At 73.1% G+C, this 19,568-nt stretch carries 16 protein-coding genes; 6 read left to right on the plus strand and 10 right to left on the minus strand.

What is annotated here, in order from left to right:
* Positions 1 to 114 precede the first annotated feature (114 nt).
* From BKA21_RS01985 to BKA21_RS02000, 4 genes are read right to left on the minus strand one after another with little or no spacing between them, the layout of a single operon-like run.
* On the minus strand, positions 115 to 1,863 hold the full coding sequence (locus tag BKA21_RS01985) for an ABC transporter ATP-binding protein (RefSeq protein ID WP_140458869.1): 1,749 nt from the start codon (positions 1,861 to 1,863) through the stop codon (positions 115 to 117).
* Between the two features lie 3 nt (positions 1,864 to 1,866).
* Positions 1,867 to 2,811 (minus strand): ABC transporter permease, encoded by a 945-nt coding sequence (locus tag BKA21_RS01990; RefSeq protein WP_140458868.1) that lies wholly within the window; start codon positions 2,809 to 2,811, stop codon positions 1,867 to 1,869.
* Positions 2,808 to 3,812, minus strand: a complete 1,005-nt coding sequence (locus BKA21_RS01995) for an ABC transporter permease (RefSeq protein WP_140458867.1) — start codon at positions 3,810 to 3,812, stop codon at positions 2,808 to 2,810. The genes BKA21_RS01990 and BKA21_RS01995 overlap by 4 nt, the downstream gene beginning before the upstream one ends.
* 16 nt (positions 3,813 to 3,828) lie before the next feature.
* Positions 3,829 to 5,493 (minus strand): ABC transporter substrate-binding protein, encoded by a 1,665-nt coding sequence (locus BKA21_RS02000; RefSeq protein ID WP_140458866.1) that lies wholly within the window; start codon positions 5,491 to 5,493, stop codon positions 3,829 to 3,831.
* Positions 5,494 to 5,772: 279 nt separating this feature from the next.
* Here BKA21_RS02000 and BKA21_RS02005 point away from each other — a divergent pair, with 279 nt between their 5' ends.
* Positions 5,773 to 6,579, plus strand: coding sequence for a class I SAM-dependent methyltransferase (locus tag BKA21_RS02005; protein ID WP_239072792.1), 807 nt, complete (start codon positions 5,773 to 5,775; stop codon positions 6,577 to 6,579).
* 12 nt (positions 6,580 to 6,591) lie between these two features.
* Here the strand turns inward: BKA21_RS02005 and BKA21_RS02010 are convergent, their stop codons facing one another.
* The 3 genes from BKA21_RS02010 to polA all read right to left on the minus strand — a co-directional run bounded on the left by BKA21_RS02010 (position 6,592) and on the right by polA (position 11,511).
* The gene (locus BKA21_RS02010) at positions 6,592 to 8,238 is read right to left on the minus strand and encodes a monocarboxylic acid transporter (RefSeq protein ID WP_140458864.1); all 1,647 of its coding nucleotides are present in this window, start codon (positions 8,236 to 8,238) and stop codon (positions 6,592 to 6,594) included.
* A complete protein-coding gene (locus BKA21_RS02015; RefSeq protein WP_140458863.1) occupies positions 8,235 to 8,609 on the minus strand; it encodes a DUF485 domain-containing protein in 375 nt (124 codons plus the stop codon). Before BKA21_RS02015 ends, BKA21_RS02010 begins: the two co-directional genes overlap by 4 nt.
* Before the next feature lie 154 nt (positions 8,610 to 8,763).
* Positions 8,764 to 11,511, minus strand: coding sequence for a DNA polymerase I (gene polA / locus BKA21_RS02020; RefSeq protein ID WP_373308162.1), 2,748 nt, complete (start codon positions 11,509 to 11,511; stop codon positions 8,764 to 8,766).
* 97 nt (positions 11,512 to 11,608) lie between these two features.
* Here polA and BKA21_RS02025 point away from each other — a divergent pair, with 97 nt between their 5' ends.
* Complete coding sequence (locus BKA21_RS02025; RefSeq protein ID WP_140459200.1) at positions 11,609 to 11,992, plus strand: hotdog fold thioesterase; 384 nt, start codon at positions 11,609 to 11,611, stop codon at positions 11,990 to 11,992.
* Here the strand turns inward: BKA21_RS02025 and BKA21_RS02030 are convergent.
* A complete protein-coding gene (locus tag BKA21_RS02030; RefSeq protein ID WP_140458861.1) occupies positions 11,908 to 12,573 on the minus strand; it encodes a GNAT family N-acetyltransferase in 666 nt (221 codons plus the stop codon). The genes BKA21_RS02025 and BKA21_RS02030 overlap by 85 nt on opposite strands.
* 286 nt (positions 12,574 to 12,859) lie before the next feature.
* Here BKA21_RS02030 and BKA21_RS02035 point away from each other — a divergent pair, with 286 nt between their 5' ends.
* The 4 genes from BKA21_RS02035 to BKA21_RS02050 are packed head-to-tail and all read left to right on the plus strand — an operon-like array spanning position 12,860 to position 17,102.
* Positions 12,860 to 14,275, plus strand: coding sequence for a branched-chain amino acid ABC transporter permease (locus BKA21_RS02035; RefSeq protein WP_239072793.1), 1,416 nt, complete (start codon positions 12,860 to 12,862; stop codon positions 14,273 to 14,275).
* Between the two features lie 16 nt (positions 14,276 to 14,291).
* Positions 14,292 to 15,278 (plus strand): branched-chain amino acid ABC transporter permease, encoded by a 987-nt coding sequence (locus tag BKA21_RS02040; RefSeq protein WP_140458859.1) that lies wholly within the window; start codon positions 14,292 to 14,294, stop codon positions 15,276 to 15,278.
* Positions 15,268 to 16,197, plus strand: coding sequence for an ABC transporter ATP-binding protein (locus tag BKA21_RS02045; RefSeq protein ID WP_140458858.1), 930 nt, complete (start codon positions 15,268 to 15,270; stop codon positions 16,195 to 16,197). Before BKA21_RS02040 ends, BKA21_RS02045 begins: the two co-directional genes overlap by 11 nt.
* Positions 16,194 to 17,102: an ABC transporter ATP-binding protein gene (locus tag BKA21_RS02050; protein WP_239072794.1), complete on the plus strand. Its 909-nt coding sequence runs from the start codon at positions 16,194 to 16,196 to the stop codon at positions 17,100 to 17,102. The genes BKA21_RS02045 and BKA21_RS02050 overlap by 4 nt, the downstream gene beginning before the upstream one ends.
* Before the next feature lie 139 nt (positions 17,103 to 17,241).
* Here BKA21_RS02050 and BKA21_RS02055 read toward each other — a convergent pair whose 3' ends face one another.
* Positions 17,242 to 17,961 carry a class I SAM-dependent methyltransferase gene (locus BKA21_RS02055; RefSeq protein ID WP_140458857.1) on the minus strand — a complete coding sequence of 240 codons (720 nt, stop codon included), beginning with the start codon at positions 17,959 to 17,961 and terminating at the stop codon, positions 17,242 to 17,244.
* Between the two features lie 135 nt (positions 17,962 to 18,096).
* Positions 18,097 to 19,371 carry an ABC transporter substrate-binding protein gene (locus BKA21_RS02060; RefSeq protein WP_140458856.1) on the minus strand — a complete coding sequence of 425 codons (1,275 nt, stop codon included), beginning with the start codon at positions 19,369 to 19,371 and terminating at the stop codon, positions 18,097 to 18,099.
* Positions 19,372 to 19,568 lie beyond the last annotated feature (197 nt).

The raw sequence follows: 19,568 nt of genomic DNA on the forward strand, positions 1-19,568 counted from the left end.
GTTCGTGGTGGGGGTGCGACGCGCCACCGTGCGCGTCGCGACCAGCCTACTGACGCCGCGGACCCGCCGGGTGCGCCTTCGGTCCTGGTCAGGTGCCCCCACCTGCCGCGGGGGTCAGGCGGACCGGCCCAGCTCCAGCCCGCGCCCGGGGATCGCGTCGATCAGCATGCGGGTGTAGTCGGTGGCCGGCCGGTCGAAGACGTCGTCCGCCGAGCCCTGCTCGACGACCGCCCCCTGCTGCATCACCACCACGTGGTCGGCGATCTGCCGCACGACCGCCAGGTCGTGGCTGATGAACAGGTACGACAGGCCGAGCCGGTCCTGGAGGTCGGCGAGCAGGCCCAGGATCTGCGCCTGGACGATCACGTCGAGCGCCGAGACGGCCTCGTCGCACACGACCAGCTCGGGCTCCAGCGCCAGGGCGCGCGCGATCGCGACCCGCTGACGCTGCCCGCCGGACAGCTCGGCGGGGTACCGGCGCAGCAGCTCGGCCGGGAGCGCGACCTGCTCGAGGAGCTCGCGCACACGCGTCCGGCGCGCGGCGTGGTCGCCGAGCCCGTGGGCGCGCAGCGGCTCCTCGATCGTCCGGTAGATCGTGAACAGCGGGTCGAGCGAGGCGTACGGGTCCTGGAAGATCGGCTGCACGCGGCGGCGCAGCGCGAGCTCGCCCGCGCGGTCGCGGCCTGCGACGTCCTCGCCGTCGAAGCGGATCGTCCCGGACGTCGGCTCGAGCAGCCCGAGCATCATGCGCGCCACGGTGGACTTGCCCGAGCCCGACTCCCCCACGACCGCGACGGTCGTGCCGCGCGGGACGACGAAGCTCACGTCGTCGACCGCGCGCAGGTCGGTGCCGCGCCCGAGCAGGCCGCGCCCGCGCAGGCGGAACACCTTGCTGATGTGCTCGACCTCGACGATGTGGTCGCCAGCCGTGCCCCCGGCCGCGGCCGGCTCGGTCGGCGCTGCCCCGGTCGCCGGCAGCTCGGTCCCGGCGCCCGCCTGGACCGGGACCGCGGCGGTCGACGCCTGCACGGGCGTCCCCGCGTGCGCGAGGTCGATCCGTCGGGACGCCAGCGACGGAGCAGCCGCGATGAGGCGGCGCGTGTACTCGTGCTGCGGGTCGCTCAGCAGCGTGCGTGCCGGCCCCTGCTCGACGACCTCGCCGCGGTACATGACGACGACGCGGTCGGCCCGCTCGGCGGCCAGGCCGAGGTCGTGCGTGATGAGCAGCACCGCGATGCCGAGCCGGTCGGTCAGCGCGGTGAGGTTGTCCAGGATCGTGCGCTGCACGGTCACGTCGAGCGCCGACGTGGGCTCGTCCGCGACCAGCAGCTGCGGGCGCGCGGCCAGGCCCATGGCGATGAGGGCCCGCTGGCGCATGCCGCCGGAGAACTCGTGGGGGTACTGCTGGGCCCGGCGCTCGGCGTCGGGCAGCCCCGCCTCGCCGAGCAGCTCGACGGTGCGCGCGCGCACGCCCCGGCCGCTGAGCACCCCGTTGTCGACGAGCGCCTCGTCGACCTGGCGCCCGACGCGGCGCACGGGGTTGAGGTTCGACATGGGGTCCTGCGGCACGAGGCCGATCTGCGACCCGCGCAGCCGGTGCATGGCCGCGGGCGACAGCGTCGTCAGGTCCTGGCCGTCGAAGGTGATCTGCCCGCCCGTGACCCGGCCGTTGTCGGCGAGCAGGCCCATGACGGCCGCGGCGGAGGTGGACTTGCCCGACCCGGACTCCCCCACGACGGCGACGGTCTCGCCGGCGTGCACGTCGAACGAGACGCCGCGCACGGCGACGGTCGGGCCGGCGTCGGTGCGGAAGGTGACCTCGAGGTCACGGATGCTCAGCAAGGGCGTGGTCTGCGTGGTCACGGGTCAGCGCCTCCGGGAGCGGGGGTCGAGGGCCTCGCGCAGCGCCTCGCCGAACAGGGTGAAGCCGAGGGCCGTGACGGAGATGCAGACGCCGGGCCACAGGGCCAGGCGCGGCGCGATCTCGAGCTCGTTCTGCGCGGCGACCAGCATGCGGCCCCACTCGGCGGTGGTCGGCGACCCGCCGCCCAGGCCGAGGAACGACAGCGCGGCGGCCTCGATGACGGCGGTCGCGAGCAGGAGCGTCGCCTGGACGATCACCGGCGAGACCGAGTTGGGCAGGATGTGGCTCATCGTCACGGTGCGCCGCGACAGGCCGAGCGACCGGGCGGCCAGCACGTAGTCCTGGCCGCGCTGCGCGAGCATCGACCCGCGCAGGAGCCGGGCGAAGACGGGGACCTGCACGACGCCGATGGCGAGCACGACCGACGAGGGCGAGGGTCCGGCGACGGCGGCGATCGAGACCGCGAGCAGCAGGCTGGGGACGGCGAGCATGAGGTCGACCAGGCGCATCGCGGCCGAGTCGACCCAGCCGCCGAACGCACCGGCGAGCAGGCCGACGACCATGCCGCCGGCCAGCCCGAGCAGCGTGGACAGGACGCCGATGAGCAGCGAGGCCCGCGCCCCCCAGATCAGCTGGGACAGCAGGTCGGCGCCGTAGCGGTCGAGCCCGAGGGGGTGCTCGGGCGACGGGCCGGGGATGAACGTGGGACGCACGTCGGCCCGTCCCGGCAGCTCGCCCGGGGCGTAGGGGGCCAGCACGGGCGCGAGCAGCGCGACGAGCACGAACACCAGGACGATCGCGGCGCCGACCAGGGCGCCGGGGTTGCGGACCAGGCGCCGCGCCGCGACGCGCCACAGGGCCTCGCCCGCGCGGCGGTCCTCCGCGAGGCCGTCCCCGGGCGAGCCGGGGGTGTCCTGCGGGACCTCGTAGACCTCGGGTGCGCTCATCGGGCCCTCATCCTCGGGTCGATCAGCCCGTACGACACGTCGACGAGCAGGTTCACCATCGCGTAGACCACGGCGATCAGCAGGATGAAGCCCTGCAGCACCGCGTAGTCGAGCGAGAAGATGGCGTCGGACAGGAACTTGCCGATCCCGGGGTAGGCGAACACGGTCTCGGTCAGCACGGCCCCCGACAGGAGCAGGCCGACCTGCAGGCCGATCGTGGTCGACACCGGGAGCATGGCGTTGTGCAGGATCACGCGGCCGCGCACGTGGTCCGGGCGCATGCCCTTGGCCCGCGCCGTGCGCACGTAGTCGGCGTGCTGCACGTCGATGACGGACGCGCGGGTGATCCGGGCGATGATCGCCAGCGGGATCGAGCCGAGCGCGACGGCCGGCAGGACGAGGTGGACGAAGGCGTCCCAGCTCGCGTCCCACTCCCGGGTCAGCAGCCCGTCGAGCACGTAGAAGCCGGTCGGGTGCGTGGCGATCATCGCGGGGTCCTGGCGCCCGGACGACGGGAACCAGCCGAGCTGCACCGCGAACAGCCACTTGAGCAGGAACGCGAGGAAGAACACCGGCACGGTGACGCCCAGGAGCGAGACGACCACGGCGACGTGGTCGACGGACCGGCCCTGGTGGCGGGCGGCGAGGTACCCGAGCGGGATGCCCACGCCGACCGCCACCAGGAGGGCGACGAGCGAGAGCTCGATCGTCGCCGGGAACCGCAGGAGGAACTCGTCCAGCACGGGGCGTCCCGTGCGCGTCGAGACCCCGAAGTTGCCCTGCAGCAGCTGGCCGAGCCAGGTCACGTACTGCTCGGGCAGGGGCCGGTCGAAGCCGTAGAGCTGGTTGATCCGCTCGACGGCCTCCGGGGTGGCGCGCTCCCCCAGGAGGGCCTGGGCAGGCCCCCCGGGGAGAGCGCGCACCCACAGGAACAGCAGGATCGACAACCCGAGCAGGGTCGGGACGAGCAGCGCCAGGCGCCGCAGGATCAGTCGGGTCATCGGGTGGTGCAGCTCCTCAGTCCGTGAACGTGATCACGTTGTAGACCTCGTCCTGGACCGGCGACGCCGGGTACCCCTGGACGTAGGGCGCGAACGCGAGCGAGGGCACGGGGTGGGCGAGCGGGACGCCGGGCAGGAAGTCGAGGATCGCCGCGTTGGCCTCCTCGTACGCCGCGGTCTGCTCGTCGATGTCGGCGACGTAGCGCGCGTCGTTGATGGCCGCGAACAGGTCCTCGTTCTCGAAGCCCCACTCGTTCGACGGGCCGCCGAAGAAGACACCGATGAAGTTGTAGGTGTCGTTGTAGTCGCCGGTCCAGCCCAGCAGGTGCAGGCCGTGGTCCTCGCCGCCCTGGATCTTGTCCAGGTACTCCGGGTTCCACGGGTCCGGGACGGGGTTGACCGTGATGCCGACGGCCTCGAGGTCGGCGGTGATCGCGGTGAAGACCTGCTCCGGCGTCGGCATGTAGGGCCGCGAGACGTTCGTCGGGTAGTTGAAGTCGAGCGTCAGGTCCGACTTGCCGGCCTCGGCGAGGAGCTCGCGCGCCTTGTCCGGGTCGTACTCGTACGTCGTGACGTCCTCGTTCCAGCCGGCCACGACGGGCGGGACGAAGTTGGTCGCGACCTCGGTGCCCTCGGGGAGGGTCTGGGCGACCAGCGCCTCCTTGTTGATCGCGTGCGCGATCGCCTGCCGCACGCGCAGGTCGGCGAGGTCGGGGTTGGCCTGGTTCATGCCCAGGTAGAGGATGTTGAACGGGTCGCGGTTGACGATCTCGTAGCCCTCGTCCGCGAGCGCGACGACGTCGGCCGGCCCGACGAGGTCGTAGCCGTCGATGTCACCGGCCTGCAGCGCCTGCCGGCGGGCGGTGGCGTCGGCGATGATCGGGAAGACGATCCGGCGGACCTGGCCCTGCTCGCCCCAGTAGTCCTCGTTGGCCGACAGGACGACCTCCTCGCCCGGGCTCCACGACTCGAAGACGAAGGGTCCGGTGCCGGTCGGGTGGCCGGTCGCGTACTCGGGCAGCACGGGCGCGTCGCCCTCGCCGGTCACGCCGTCCGCGTCGTACTCCTCGAGCGCGGTGGGCGACTGCATGGAGAACGCGGGCAGCGACAGCGCCGAGATGAGCTCGGGCAGCGGGCTCTGCAGCGTGACGACGGCCGTGCTGGGGTCGGCCGCCTCGCAGGACTCGTACTTGCCGGTGCCGTCGAGGGTCTCGACGTCGCTCTCGGCGAAGCCGCCGTTGACCTTCTGCCAGTAGTACGACAGGGACTCCGACTGCAGCACGCCGGTGAAGCCGTTCCACCGGTCGAAGTTGAAGCACACGGCCTCGGCGTCGAAGTCCGTGCCGTCGTGGAAGGTCACGCCCTCCTTGAGGGCGAACGTGTACTCGAGCCCGTCCTCGCTGACCTCCCAGGACTCCGCCAGGAGCGGGGCGGGGTCGGCCGTGCCGGGCTCGACGCCCACGAGGCCCTCGAAGATCTGCCGGGCGATGCGGAACGACTCGCCGTCGCTCGCGAACGCCGGGTCGAGCGAGGCGGGGTCCGAGGACGCCGCGAAGATGAACGTGTCCCGGCCTCCGGACGCCGAGGCGCCCTCCTCCGCGTCGCGGTCGCTCGCCGCGCACCCGGTGAGCACGAGCCCCACCGCGACGCCGCCGGCGACCGTCTGCCACCTGGTCCTCATCGATCAGCACCTCTCGTCAGGGCGCGGAGCAGACCGCGCCGGGGCAACCCGCCCGACCGTAAAGAGCCAACGTCACGGCGAGTGATGCAGCACATCACAGGCGTGTTACGTACCAGTACGCACTGTTCACATGGTGGACACATGGCGGGCGCCCGGCGTCCGCACAGGCGCCGCACCGGTCGGGCACGGGCAGGGCCGCGTGGCCGGGCCGCGTGCCGACGGGGCCCTCCGGGGCACCGGAGCACGCACCCCGGGCGGCGGGCCTGGGAGGATGCGGGCGTGGACGACGCACTGGCACGGGCCGGGTACCGCGACGTGGCCCCCGAGGAGGGGGGCGGCGCGGCGCGCGGCTGGTGGGACGCCAACGCCGAGGAGTACCTCGCCGAGCACGGGGACTTCCTCGGCCCCGACGACTTCGTGTGGTGCCCCGAGGGCCTGCGCGAGCAGGACGCGCACCTGCTCGGCGACGTGCGCGGCGCGACGGTGCTCGAGGTCGGCGCGGGCGCCGCGCAGTGCTCGCGGTGGCTCGCGGCCGCCGGGGCGCGGGCGGTCGCGACGGACGTGTCGGGGGGCATGCTCGCCGCCGGTGCCGCGTACGACGCGCGGCGCGGGAGCAGCACCCCGATGGTCCAGGCCGACGCCCGGCACCTGCCGTTCGCGGACACGTCGTTCGACGTCGCGTTCACCGCGTTCGGCGCCCTGCCGTTCGTGCCGGACGCCGGCCGGGTGCACGCCGAGGTCGCCCGCGTGCTGCGCCCGGGCGGGCGGTGGGTGTTCGCGGTCACCCACCCGGTGCGCTGGGCGTTCCCCGACGACCCGGGGACCGGCGGGCTGACGGCCGCACGCTCGTACTTCGACCGTCGGCCGTACGTCGAGGAGGCCGCCGACGGGCGGGTGCTGTACGCCGAGTACCACCGAACGCTCGGCGACCACGTCCGCGAGCTCACCGGCGCGGGCTTCGTGCTCGACGACCTCGTGGAGCCGCCGTGGCCGGCCGGGCACGAGCGGGTGTGGGGCGGCTGGGGCCCGGTCCGCGGGGCGCTGCTGCCGGGCACGGCGGTCTTCGTGACCCGCCGTGCCGGCTGAGCACGCACGCCCTCAGTGGGCCGTCGCCTTCTCCGCACCGGCCCCGGTCAGCGAGCGGACCTCCATCTCCGCGAACCGGGCGGGGTCGCCGGTCTCCTTGCTGAGCAGGGTGCCGACGATCCCGAGGAGGAACGCCAGCGGGATCGACACGATGCCGGGGTTCTCCAGCGGGAACCACGAGAAGTCGACGGACGCGTCACGGATCATCGACAGGCTCTCCCCCGTCGCCGGGTCGACCTTGCCCGAGACGACCGGGGAGAACACGATGAGGACGACGCACGAGACCAGCCCGCCGTACATGCTCCACAGCGCCCCCGAGGTGTTGAAGCGACGCCAGAACAGCGAGTAGAGGATCGTCGGCAGGTTCGCCGACGCGGCCACCGCGAACGCCAGAGCCACCAGGAACGCCACGTTCTGCCCGTTCGCGAAGATGCCGCCGACGATCGCGAGCGCGCCGATCGCCACCACGGTGATCCGCGCGACCCGCACCTCGCCGTCAGGTGCGACCTCGCCCCGCTTGATCACGGACGCGTAGATGTCGTGCGCGAACGACGCCGCGGCCGTGATGGTCAGGCCGGCGACGACCGCGAGGATGGTGGCGAACGCGACCGCCGAGATGACGCCGAGCAGCAGCACGCCGCCGAGCTCGTAGGCCAGCAGCGGCGCGGCGGAGTTGACGCCGCCCGGTGAGCCGAGGATGACCTCGGGCCCGACGAGCGCGCCCGCGCCGTACCCGAGCACGAGGGTGAACAGGTAGAAGATGCCGATGAGCCAGATGGCCCAGACCACCGACCGGCGCGCCTCCTGCGCCGACGGCACGGTGTAGAACCGCATCAGCACGTGCGGGAGCCCCGCGGTACCGAGGACGAGCGCGAGCGCCAGCGACAGGAAGTTCAGCTGCGTCAGGCCCGAGAGGCCGTACTGCCGACCGGGCTCCACGAGGGACTCCCCGCCCTCGCCCGCCGTGTCGATCGCGGCCTGGAGCAGCGCCGACAGGTCGAAGCCGTGCCGCGCGAGCACCCACACCGTCATCACGCCGGCGCCGGCGATGAGCAGCACCGCCTTGATGATCTGCACCCAGGTGGTGCCCTTCATGCCGCCGACGAGGACGTACATGATCATCAGCGCGCCCACGACCGCGATCACCACGGCCTGCCCCGCCGTGCCCTCGATGCCGAGCAGCAGCGCGACCAGGCCGCCGGCCCCGGCCATCTGCGCGAGCAGGTAGAAGAAGACGACGGCCAGGGTCGACAGCGCGGCGGCCATGCGCACGGGGCGCTGCCGGAGCCGGAACGACAGGACGTCGGCCATGGTGAAGCGGCCCGTGTTGCGCAGGAGCTCGGCGACCAGGAGCAGCGCGACCAGCCACGCCACGAGGAAGCCGATGGAGTAGAGGAACCCGTCGTACCCGTAGATGGCGATGGCCCCGCAGATGCCGAGGAAGGACGCCGCGGACAGGTAGTCCCCGGCGATCGCCGTGCCGTTCTGCGGACCGGTGAACGAGCGGCCCGCCGCGTAGTAGTCGGCGGCGCTGCGGTTGTTGCGGGAGGCGCGGAACACGATGACGAGGGTGACCAGGACGAAGGCGCCGAAGATCGCGATGTTCACGACCGGGTCGCCCACCTGGGCGGCGGGTGCCGCGACGCGCACCGCGCTCATGCGGGCACCTGCCCGTCACCCGCGCCGACCGTGCCCTGCTCGATCTGGTCGCGCAGGCGCGCGGCCACGGGGTCCTGGCGCCGGTTCGCCCACCGGGCGTAGCCCATCGTGATCGCGAAGGTCGTGACGAACTGACCGAGCCCGAGCAGCAGCCCCACCGTGATCGTGCCGGTCACGCGCTGGCTCATGAAGTCGTGCGCGTAGCTCGCCAGCAGCACGTACGTGAAGTACCACAGGAGGAAGAACGCGGTCAGCGGGAAGACGAACCGGCGGAAGCGGCGGCGCAGGTCGGCGAACTCCGCCGACCGCTGGACGCGTTGGTAGTCGGTCTCGGCGACGACGTCAGGGCCGTGGTGGGCGGTCTCGGGCACGAGCACCTCCGGGGCTGCTCCGGCGGCCTCGTTGCCACCGTAGGCGGCCTACTGTGGCGCACATCACCCACGGAATCCAGATTCCGCGCCGCAGAAGAACGTCCGAGTTTCTGCGATTCGCACCGCGGTCAGCCGCGTTAGTGACCTCGCTCGCTCAGTGCCCGGCCGCGTGCCAGCTCTCGCCGACGCCGACGGACACGTCGAGCGGCACCGACAACGGCCCGTCGGGCGCCCCGTCGCCCGCGTGCGCCATCTGCTCGCGCACGAGCTGCTCGACCTCCTCGCGCTCCCCCGCCGCGACCTCGAGCACGAGCTCGTCGTGCACCTGGAGCAGCAGCCGCGACAACAGGCCGCGGCGGGTCAGCTCGGCGTCCACGCCCAGCATCGCCACCTTGACCAGATCGGCCGCGCTGCCCTGGATCGGGGCGTTGAGCGCCATGCGCTCGGCGGTGTCCCGGCGCTGCCGGTTGTCGCTCGTCAGGTCCGGCAGGTAGCGCCGACGGCCCAGGATCGTGGCCGTCCAGCCCGTCGCGCGGGCCTCGTCGACCACGCCCGTCAGGTAGTCGCGCACCCCGCCGAACCGTGCGAAGTAGTCGTCCATCAGCGCGGACGCCTCGGAGACCTCGACCGCGAGCTGCTGCGACAGGCCGTAGGACGACAGGCCGTACGCCAGCCCGTAGCTCATCGCCTTGATCTTCGAGCGCATCGCCGGCGTGACCTCGTCCGTCGGCACGCCGAACACGCGCGAGCCCACGTAGCTGTGCAGGTCCTCCCCCGAGCGGAACGCCTCGACCAGGCCGACGTCGCCCGACAGGTGCGCCATGATCCGCATCTCGATCTGCGAGTAGTCGGCCGTCAGCAGCGTCTCGTAGCCGTCGCCCACCACGAACGCCCGACGGATGCGCCGGCCCGCCTCGGTGCGGATCGGGATGTTCTGCAGGTTCGGGTCGGCCGACGACAGGCGCCCCGTCGCCGCGATGGTCTGCTGGAACGTCGTGTGGATCCGCCCCGCCGGCGTGACCGAGCGCAGCAGCCCCTCGACGGTCTGCCGCAGCCGGATCGCGTCGCGGTGCGCGAGCAGGTGCTCGAGGAACGGGTGCTGCGTCCGGGCGAACAGGTCCGTCAGCGCCGCGGCGTCGGTCGTGTAGCCCGTCTTGATCTTCTTGGTGCGCGGCATGCCCAGCTGGTCGAACAGGACCTCCTGCAGCTGCTTGGGCGAGCCGAGGTTCACCTCGCGGCCGATCACCGCGAACGCGTCCGCCGCGGCCGCCTGCACCTGCCCGTCGAACGTCCGCTCCAGCGCGACGAGGTGGTCGTGGTCCACCGCGATGCCCGTGCGCTCCATGCGCTCGAGCACCCCCTGCAGCGGCAGCTCCAGGTCGGCCAGCAGCCCACCCGCCCCGCGGTCGTCGACCTCCGCGGACAGCACGTCGACGAGGTCCCGCACCGCCGCCGCACGCACAGCCGCGCGCCGCCCCTCGTCGGCCCCGTCCATCTCCAGGTCGAGCGCACCCTGTCCCGCCGACGCCGCGTCGTCCGCCGCGAGCTCACGGTGCAGGTACCCGATCGCCAGGTCGCCCAGGTCGTAGGCACGCCGGTCCGGCTGGCACAGGTACGCGGCCAGCTCGGTGTCGAACACCACGCCCGCGAGCGCGAGGCCGCGGCCGTCGAGCGCGTGCCAGGCCGTCTTGGCGGCGTGCACGGCCTTGGGCCGCGCCGGGTCGGCGAGCCAGGACGCGAGGGCCGCCTCGTCGACGGGGTCGATCTCGGCGAGGTCGTAGGCGACGGCCTGCCCGCTGCCGTCGGCGAGCGCGACGCCCCACGCGTCACCCCGCGCCGGCCCCCCGGTGCCCCGGACGTCGACCCCGACGAGGGCGGTGCCGCGAGCGTCCAGCCAGGCGGCCAGCCCACCGGCGCCGACCTCGACGACGTCCAGCGCGGCGGCCGTCGCGGCACGCTCCTCCTGCCCGTCGTCGGGCAGCATCGCGAACAGCCGGTCCCGCAGGGCGCGGAACTCGAGCTCGTCGAGGATCGCGTGCAGCGCGGCGCGGTCCCACGGGCGCACGGCGAGGTCCTCCGGGCCGACGGGCAGCTCGACGGAGTCGACGAGGTGGTTGAGCTCGCGGTTCAGCCGGACCTGGTCGAGGTGCGCACGCAGGGACTCCCCGGCCTTGCCGGTGATGCGGTCGGCCGCGTCCAGGACGCCGGCGAGCCCGTCGTGCGCGGCGATCCACTTGGCGGCGGTCTTCGGCCCCACGCCGGGCACGCCGGGGAGGTTGTCGCTGGACTCCCCGACGAGCGCCGCGAGGTCCGGGTAGCGCTGCGGCGGGACGCCGTACTTCGCCTCGACGGCCTCGGGAGTCATGCGCGCGAGCTCGGAGACACCCTTGACGGGGTAGAGCACCGTGACCTCGGGGCGCACGAGCTGGAACGCGTCGCGGTCGCCGGAGCAGATCGCGACGTGCATGCCCTGGGCGACGGCGCGGCCGGCGAGCGTCGCGAGGATGTCGTCCGCCTCGAACCCGGGCTTGTCGATGACCTGGACGTGCATCGTCTCCAGCACGCGCCGGACCACGTCGACCTGCCCGCGGAACGGCTCGGGCGTCGCGTCGCGGGTGCCCTTGTACGCGGCGTAGCGCTCGGTGCGGAAGGTCGTGCGGCCGGCGTCGAACGCGACGGCCACGTGCGTGGGCTCCTCGTCGCGGAGCAGGTTCGCGAGCATCGAGACGAACCCGAACACGGCGTTCGTGGGCTGGCCCGAGGACGTGGCGAACTTGTCCACGGGCAGGGCGTAGAAGGCGCGGTAGGCCATGGAGTGGCCGTCGATGAGGAGCAGTCGGGGCGTGGGACCGCCCTGCTCCGAGGTCGGCGTCGACGGGGCGGATGGCTGCACGGCGCTCACGGGTGCCAACCTATCTGCCATGCCTGACACCGCCGACCGCCCGCCGCCCGCGACCCCGACCTCGTCGGACCCGGGCGGGCCCGCCCCGACCGCACCGATGCCGCCGGTGGCCGGCACCCTCATCGAGCGCATGCAGATCACGATCGACCACGTCGACGCCCGCGAGGCCCGCGGGTCGATGCCCGTCGAGGGCAACACCCAGCCGTACGGCCTGCTGCACGGGGGCGCGTCGGCCGTGCTGGCCGAGACGCTGGGCTCCTACGCCGCGCAGGTGCACGCCGGGGCGGGGCGGGCCGCCGTCGGCGTCGAGCTGAGCGCGACGCACCACCGGTCCGCCCGCGCCGGCACCGTGCGGGGCACCGCGACGGCGCTGCACCTGGGCCGGAGCCTGGCGACCTACCAGGTGGTCGTCGAGGACGCGGACGGCCGGCGGCTGTGCACGGCGCGGCTGACCTGCATGCTCGTCGACGCGACCGGCTGAGCGGCCTCGGCGGCGCGGGCGCGGCGCCGGCGCTCGAGGAGGTCCTCGATCCCCCGGGCCGCGGGTCGCCGCACGGCCCCGGACCCCGTGTCGTGCGCGAGACGCCGCTGCAGCGCGGCTGTGGGCACGACACGGTGGGCGGCCGCCGGGGCGAAGCCCAGCCGTGCGAGGAACCGGTGCATGCCGCGCGCACCGGGCAGCGGGGAGGCGAAGACCTCGTCCGCGCCCGCCCGGTCGGCGGCGTCGGCCGCCGCGACCAGCAGCGCGTGACCGATCCCGCGGCGGCGCGCGTCCGGGCGCACGTAGAGCGCCTCGAGGTTGAGGACGACGGCGTCGGTGAAGGGCCCGGGGCCGACCAGGCGCCCGAGCAGGACGCCCGCGGGCTCGTCGTCGAGCGTCGCCACGAGGACGGTGGCGCCGTCGAGGCCGAGCAGCGCACCGATCTGCTCGCGCAGCCGGTCGCGGTCGTCGGTGCACAGCTGGCGCCCCACGCCCAGCTCCGCCCGCGCCCGCAGGCACAGGTCGACGACGGGGTCGAGGTCGGTCCGGGCGAGCGGACGGACACGCGCACCAGAGCGCACGGGGGGCCTCCTGACGGGGTGGACCAGCCGGACGGGATCAGCTCCCCCCGGACGCGTCCCGTCCCGATCATGGCGCACCTGCCCTCCCGTGCCTAGTCCCACGGTCGAGGGTCCCGGACGTGGGCCTCCGCGGCGGTGCGGCACCGGTCCGGACGGCGCTGGGTCTCGTCAGGACGTAATGAACAGGACACAATCCCTCCCTATCGTCTGCCACCCGGCGGGCGTCAGGCCCACCACGACCCAGCGCCCCGGCGCTCCTGCCCATCACCAAGGACGGAGGTCCCTCGTGCGAGCAGTCGCATGCCCGGACCGGCCAGCCCTCGTGCGACGGGGAGGGGCGGCCCTGCTGGCGACCCTCCTGCTGACCCTGGCGACGCTCGTCGCCGGTGTCCCCGCACGAGCCGCCGCCACCGCGTGCACCCCTGACGACACCACCGCGTGCCTCAACGTCACCGTCACCGTCCCCGGGACGGGGCCGGCCGCCGACGTCAGCCTCACGGTGGAGGGCGACGGCACGACGGTCGAGGCCACCACCGACGAGGCCGGCCGCGCGAGCGTGCCGGTCACCGCCGCGGGTGACTACGTCGTCGAGGTGGACGAGACCACGCTCCCGGCCGGCACGACGCTGCGGGACCCGGCCGCGAACCCCGCGACGGTGACGGTCGAGCTGGGCCGCTCCGCCGGACGGATCTTCCAGGCCGTCGACCCGTCCGAGGTCGCGGCCTCGCCGACCACCGCGCCGGCGGACGGCGAGACCCCCGCCGACGGGGCGACGGCCGCCCCCGAGACCGGCACCGGCGCCGAGGCGGGTGCGACGCGCGGCACCAACCGGGTCGCCCAGCTCGTCCTCGCCGGGCTCGTCTTCGGCCTGCTGCTCGCGCTCGCGTCGCTCGGCGCGAACCTCATCTACGGCACGACCGGGCTGTCGAACTTCGCCCACGGCGAGCTGGTCACCCTCGGCGGGATGATGGCCTTCGTCGCCGTGCAGCGCTGGGACCTGCCGCTGTGGCTGGCGATCGTCGTCGCGACGGCGACCGGCGCCCTCGCGGGCTGGCTGCTCAACGCGGTCATCTTCGCCCCGCTGCGGCGCCGCGGCGTCGGGGTCACGCAGCAGATGATCGTCACGATCGGTCTGGCCCTGGCGGGGCTGTCGACGTTCCTGTTCATCTTCGGCGCGCAGCCGACCCCGATCGTGTCGGGCATCTCGGCGCGCATCCAGATCGGCCCCGTGCAGATCTCCGCGCAGTCGATGATCTCGGTGGCGATCGCCGTCGTGGCGCTCGCCGTGGTGGCGTTCACGCTCTCGCGCACCCGCTTGGGCCGGGCGACCCGGGCCGTCAGCGACAACCCGGCGCTCGCCGCCGCGACCGGCATCCGGGTGGAGTCGATCATCAGCGGCGTCTGGGTGGTCTCGGCCGCCCTGGCCTCGCTCGGCGGCGTGCTGCTCGCGCTGTACCTCAACTCGACGCGGTTCAACTTCGGGTCGACGCTGCTGCTGCTGATGTTCGCGGCGATCACGCTGGGGGGTCTCGGCTCCCCGCTCGGCGCGGTCCTCGGGGCCGTCGTCATCGGCCTGGTCGTCGAGCTGTCCACGCTCGTGCTGCCCAGCGACATGCGGTACGCCAGCGCGCTCGTGATCCTCATCCTCGTCCTGCTGCTGCGGCCGCAGGGCATCCTCGGGCGCGCCGAGCGCATCGGCTAGCGGGAGGTCGGAAACCATGGACTTCGGGCAGCTGCTCACCAACGTGCTCACCGAGATGACGGGGCCGACCGCGATCGCGTACGCCCTCGCCGCCATCGGTCTGAACATCCACTTCGGCCTCACCGGGCTGATCAACATGGGCCAGGCAGGCTTCATGCTGCTCGGCGCCTACGGCTTCGCGATCTCGACGATCGCGGGCGCGCCCCTGTGGCTCGCCTTCCTCGTCGCGGTGGTCGTCGCCGTGCTCTTCGCGCTGCTGCTGGGCCTGCCGACCCTCAAGCTGCGCGGCGACTACCTCGCCATCGTGACGATCGCCGCCGCCGAGATCATCCGCATGATCGGCCGCTCGACGGCGCTGACGGACATCACCGGCGGCTCCGAGGGCCTGACCGGCAACTCCTTCAAGGGCACGTTCCAGGACGCGTCGCCGTTCCCCGACGACCGCTGGGCCCTCGGCCCGGTGACGCTGGCGACCAACACCTCCAACAGCTGGTGGCTGCGGATCGTCGGCTGGCTCGTGGTGGCCCTCGCGTGCCTGCTCGTGTGGCGCCTCATGCGCAGCCCGTGGGGCCGCGTGCTCAAGGGCGTGCGCGAGGACGAGGACGCGGTGCGCGCGCTCGGCAAGAACGTCTACTCCTACAAGCTCCAGGCCCTCGTGCTCGGCGGCGTCTTCGGGGCGCTCGGCGGCATCGTGTTCGTCCTGGCCAGCTCGGTGCAGGCCGACTCCCTCGGCCGGCCGGTCACGTTCAACACCTGGACCATCCTGCTGCTGGGCGGCGCCGCGACGGTGTTCGGCCCCGTGCTCGGCTCGCTGCTGTTCTGGGGCTCGCTGATCTTCGTGCGCGGGTTCCTGCGCGGCGTCGTCCCCGGCGACGTCCTCTCCGTGCAGCAGATCGAGCAGATCGGGTGGATCCTCGTCGGGCTGACGCTCATGCTGCTCATCGTGTTCCGGCCCCAGGGCATCCTGGGCGACAAGAAGGAGCTGGCGATCAATGCCCATTAAGGACGTCGTCGACCAGGCCCGCCGCGACCTCGCCCACGTCGAGCGCGTGCCCGGCGCGGTCAAGCCCGACGCCGTGCTCGTCGCCGACGGCGTCCGGCGCAGCTTCGGCGGCGTCAACGCCGTCGACGTGGCGCACCTCGAGGTGCAGAAGAACGTCATCACGGCGCTCATCGGCCCCAACGGCGCCGGCAAGACCACCTTCTTCAACCTCATGACCGGGTTCGACAAGCCCGACGCAGGCACCTGGGTCTTCGACGGCACACCGCTGGCCGGCGTCGCCGCGTCCCGGGTGGCCACGGCGGGCATGGTCCGTACCTTCCAGCTGACGAAGGCGCTCTCGCGCATGACCGTGCTGGAGAACATGCGCCTCGGCGCCCGGGACCAGCCCGGCGAGAACCTCTTCACGGCGCTCGTCAAGCCGCTGTGGTCCCCCCGCGAGCGGGAGATCACCGAGAAGGCGATGTCGCTGCTCGAGAGGTTCAAGCTCGACGCCAAGAAGGACGACTTCGCCGGCTCGCTCTCGGGCGGGCAGCGCAAGCTCCTGGAGATGGCGCGGGCGCTGATGTCCGACCCGGCCCTGGTGATGCTCGACGAGCCGATGGCCGGCGTGAACCCGGCGCTGACGCAGTCGCTGCTCGGGCACATCACCGACCTGCGCGACCACGGCACGAGCGTGCTGTTCGTCGAGCACGACATGCACATGGTCCGGCACATCTCCGACTGGGTCGTCGTCATGGCCCAGGGGCAGGTCGTCGCCGAGGGCCCGCCGGCCGAGGTCATGGCCGACCAGGCCGTCATCGACGCCTACCTGGGCGCCCACCATGACACCGACCTGGGCGACGACGCGCTGCTCGTCGAGGGCGGCACCATCGACGCCGAGGCCGAGGCCGAGGCGCAGGCCGAGGAGACGAAGCCGTGACCGAGACCACCGCACCCGCCCTGCACCGCGGCGCCCCCGCGGGCGAGCCGCTGCTGCACGCCGACGACCTCGTGGCGGGCTACCTGCCCGGGGTGAACATCCTCAACGGGTGCTCCCTCGTGCTGCACCCCGGCGAGCTCGTCGGGATCATCGGGCCCAACGGCGCCGGCAAGTCGACGCTGCTCAAGGCCCTGTTCGGCCTGGTGAACATCCGCGAGGGCCACCTGACCCTCGCGGGCCAGGAGATCACGAACATGCGCGCCGACGCGCTCGTCCACAAGGGCGTGGGCTTCGTGCCCCAGACGAACAACGTGTTCCCGAGCCTGACGATCGAGGAGAACCTGCAGATGGGCGTCTACCAGACGCCCGCGAAGTTCTCCGAGCGCCTCGAGGTCGTGCTGCACCTGTTCCCCGAGCTGGTCAAGCGCCGCAAGCAGCGCGCGGGCGCGCTCTCCGGCGGAGAGCGCCAGATGGTCGCGATGGCCCGGGCGCTCATGCCCGAGCCGTCGGTGCTGCTCCTCGACGAGCCGTCCGCGGGCCTGTCCCCCGTCCGCCAGGACGAGGCGTTCCTGCGGACCCGCCGCATCAACAAGGCGGGAGTGTCGGTCATCATCGTCGAGCAGAACGCCCGCCGCGCCCTGCAGATCTGCGACCGGGCGTACGTCCTCGACCAGGGGCGCAACGCGTACTCCGGTCCGGGCCGTGAGCTCATGACCGACCCCAAGGTGATCGAGCTGTACCTCGGCACGCTCGCGACCGACGTCGACGCCGCGCGCGCCGACGCCGAGGCGGGCGCGGCTGCCGACGCCGCCGCGCAGGCCGACACCTCCCCGGCCGCCCCGGTCGACGGCCCCGAGGGCACCACGCCGGTCGACGACGAGGCGCCGCCCGCCTCGAAGGACTGACCCACGCACGAGGGGCCCGGGAGCAGACGCTCCCGGGCCCCTGTCGTCGTCTCGCCGTGGCCAACGCGCTGCCACGACGAGCCAGGCCGCCACCCGGCTGGCCGCAGCGCGGGCGAGGACGGCAGCGCTGCTCGCAACCTCAGGGGCGCCCGGGCGCCCGCCGCGCCACCAGGACCGCGTCCTGGATGTCGAGACGCACCCCGTCACGCACGACCGTCCGAGGGCGCCGCTCGGCGACCACCACCTCGACGTCGTCGGGCAGCGCGGGCAGGAGATCGGTCGCGTCGAACATCGCCGCACGGCGGAGCTCGCTCGCCGCGGCGAACTCGTCCGTCGGGGCGTGACCCACGACGAGCAGGTGACCGTCCGGGGCGACCGCGTCGCACAGGCGCCGCACGACGTCGACCATCCCGCCGGCCGCGGGGTGCAGGTAGTGGGTCGTGACGAGGTCGAACGACCGGCCGTCGGCGGCGAAGGTCCGGGCGTCGACCTGCCACCAGTCGACCCGGTCGGCGACGCCGGCCTCGGCGGCGTGCCGCGCGGCCCGCGCGAGGCCGTTGGCGGAGAAGTCGGCGCCCGTGACGCGCCAGCCCTGGCGCGCCAGCCAGACCACGTCCCCGCCCTCCCCGCAGCCGAGGTCGAGCGCCGTGCCCGGGCGGCCGAGACCCGCGGCGACGGCGACGAGCTGGGGGTTCGGCTCGCCGCTCCAGACGGGCGCGTCGCCCGCGTACCGGCTCTCCCAGCCGGCGGGCTCGAACACGTCGGCCTCGTCGTCCGGCGTCCCGGTGCCGTGGTGGTGGTCGTGGGCGTCCGCCGTGGGCGTGCCGTGGTGCGGGGGTGTCGGCTGGTGATGCGTCATGCCGTCAGTCTGCCGTCTCGATGCTTCACAGGCATCATCTCTTGCCGATACCGCAAGACGCGGTCGGCTCGCACGGGCGAGGGCCCCCGGAGCAGGTGCTCCGGGGGCCCTCGTCGACGGTCCAGCCGTCCCCGGTCAGCTCTCGGGGACGACACCCTCCTCCGAGCGGGAGAACTCGTACGTGTTCTCCTCGCCGAACTCGTAGACGCCGATGAACGCCGACGACGGGTCGTTGGCGTCGTTGAACGGGCCGACGCCGGACACGGCCTGGTAGGCGATCTCCTCGCCGTCCTCGACGAGCGCCGAGCACTCCTCCCAGCCGACGCACTCCGTGCCGTCCGTGGCGCCGGAGACGGCCGCCATGTTGGCCTGGATCGTCTCGCCGTCCGAGGCACCGCCCTTGAGGGCGGCGAGCGCCACGAGCAGGGTCGCGTCGTACGCCTCCGGGCCGTAGGAGAACTCCTCCAGCTCGGGGTCGATCTCGAGCATGCGGCCCTGGAACTCCTCCGAGGGGTACGCGCCCGGGAGCGTGCCCTGCGCACCGGTGAGGGTGTCGGCCGGGAAGCCGGTGTCACCGTCGGTGCCGAAGTTCTGCAGGTTGCCGTCGACGAAGTACGTCTTGCTCATGTCCCAGCCCTGCGCCACGAGCTCGCGCACGATCAGCGGGGTCTGGTCCGTGAACGCGAGGATCGCGATGGCGTCGGGCTGCGCGGCGATCGCATCGCCGACGATCGTGGCGAAGTTCTGCTCCGCGGGGTCGAACTCCTGCCCGTCGGCACCGTAGACGATCGTGCCGCCGCTCTCCTCGACGACGCCCGAGACGACGTCGCGCAGCGACGTGCCGTAGGAGTCGTTGAAGACGAGGATGCCGACGTTCGCGGCACCGTCGGACACGATGAGGTTGCCGAGCACGTCACCCTGGACGGTGTCCGGCGGCGCGGTCCGGTAGTAGAAGTCGGAGTAGCCCGACAGGCTCGTCGCGGTGTTCGCGGGCGAGACCTGCACGATGCCCGCACCCGTGATGTCGTCGATCACGTTGAGCGTCACGGACGAGGACGCCGCACCGATGACGGCCGAGACGCCCTCGGTGATGAGCTCCTGCGCGGAGGCCGTCGAGACCGAGGCGTTCTGCGCGTCGGAGGAGTCCGTGTGGACCACCGTCACGTCGGCGCCGAACAGACCGCCGGCCGCGTTGATCTCGTCCAGCGCGAGGTCGACGCCGGCGATCTCCGGCGGGCCGAGCTGGGCGAGCGAGCCGGTGACGGGCAGCAGCGTGCCGATCTTCAGCGGTTCCCCGGAGCCCGAGCCGCCCTCGCCCGCCTCGTCGGAGCCGCCCGAGCAGGCGGTCAGCGCGAGCACGAGCACACCGGCGACGGCGACAGCACGTCCTGCATGTGTCGAACGAATCATGCGTGGTACCCCTCTGTGAGCACTCCACCTACCGGGCACTGGCGTGCCCGGCAATGTGCGGCGAACGTACTCATGCTTTGTGTCCGCCATGTGAATGGCAACGTCTCGCCACGATGTCGTTGCGCACTTGTGACCAAGACGGCGAAACCCGGTCGACACGGGCGTCGACCGGGTTCCGGCGAGGGTGCGTCAGGCGG

Source organism: Cellulomonas oligotrophica (genome assembly GCF_013409875.1).
Taxonomy (GTDB): domain Bacteria; phylum Actinomycetota; class Actinomycetes; order Actinomycetales; family Cellulomonadaceae; genus Cellulomonas; species Cellulomonas oligotrophica.

Coding starts and splice junctions, on each gene's coding strand:
- BKA21_RS01990 (WP_140458868.1), bottom strand. CDS start 2,811: ATGAGCGCACCCGAGGTCTACGAGGTCCCGCAGGACACCCCCGGCTCG.
- BKA21_RS01995 (WP_140458867.1), bottom strand. CDS start 3,812: ATGACCCGACTGATCCTGCGGCGCCTGGCGCTGCTCGTCCCGACCCTG.
- BKA21_RS02000 (WP_140458866.1), bottom strand. CDS start 5,493: ATGAGGACCAGGTGGCAGACGGTCGCCGGCGGCGTCGCGGTGGGGCTC.
- BKA21_RS02010 (WP_140458864.1), bottom strand. CDS start 8,238: ATGAGCGCGGTGCGCGTCGCGGCACCCGCCGCCCAGGTGGGCGACCCG.
- BKA21_RS02025 (WP_140459200.1), top strand. CDS start 11,609: ATGCCGCCGGTGGCCGGCACCCTCATCGAGCGCATGCAGATCACGATC.
- BKA21_RS02040 (WP_140458859.1), top strand. CDS start 14,292: ATGGACTTCGGGCAGCTGCTCACCAACGTGCTCACCGAGATGACGGGG.
- BKA21_RS02045 (WP_140458858.1), top strand. CDS start 15,268: ATGCCCATTAAGGACGTCGTCGACCAGGCCCGCCGCGACCTCGCCCAC.
- BKA21_RS02055 (WP_140458857.1), bottom strand. CDS start 17,961: ATGACGCATCACCAGCCGACACCCCCGCACCACGGCACGCCCACGGCG.
- BKA21_RS02060 (WP_140458856.1), bottom strand. CDS start 19,371: ATGATTCGTTCGACACATGCAGGACGTGCTGTCGCCGTCGCCGGTGTG.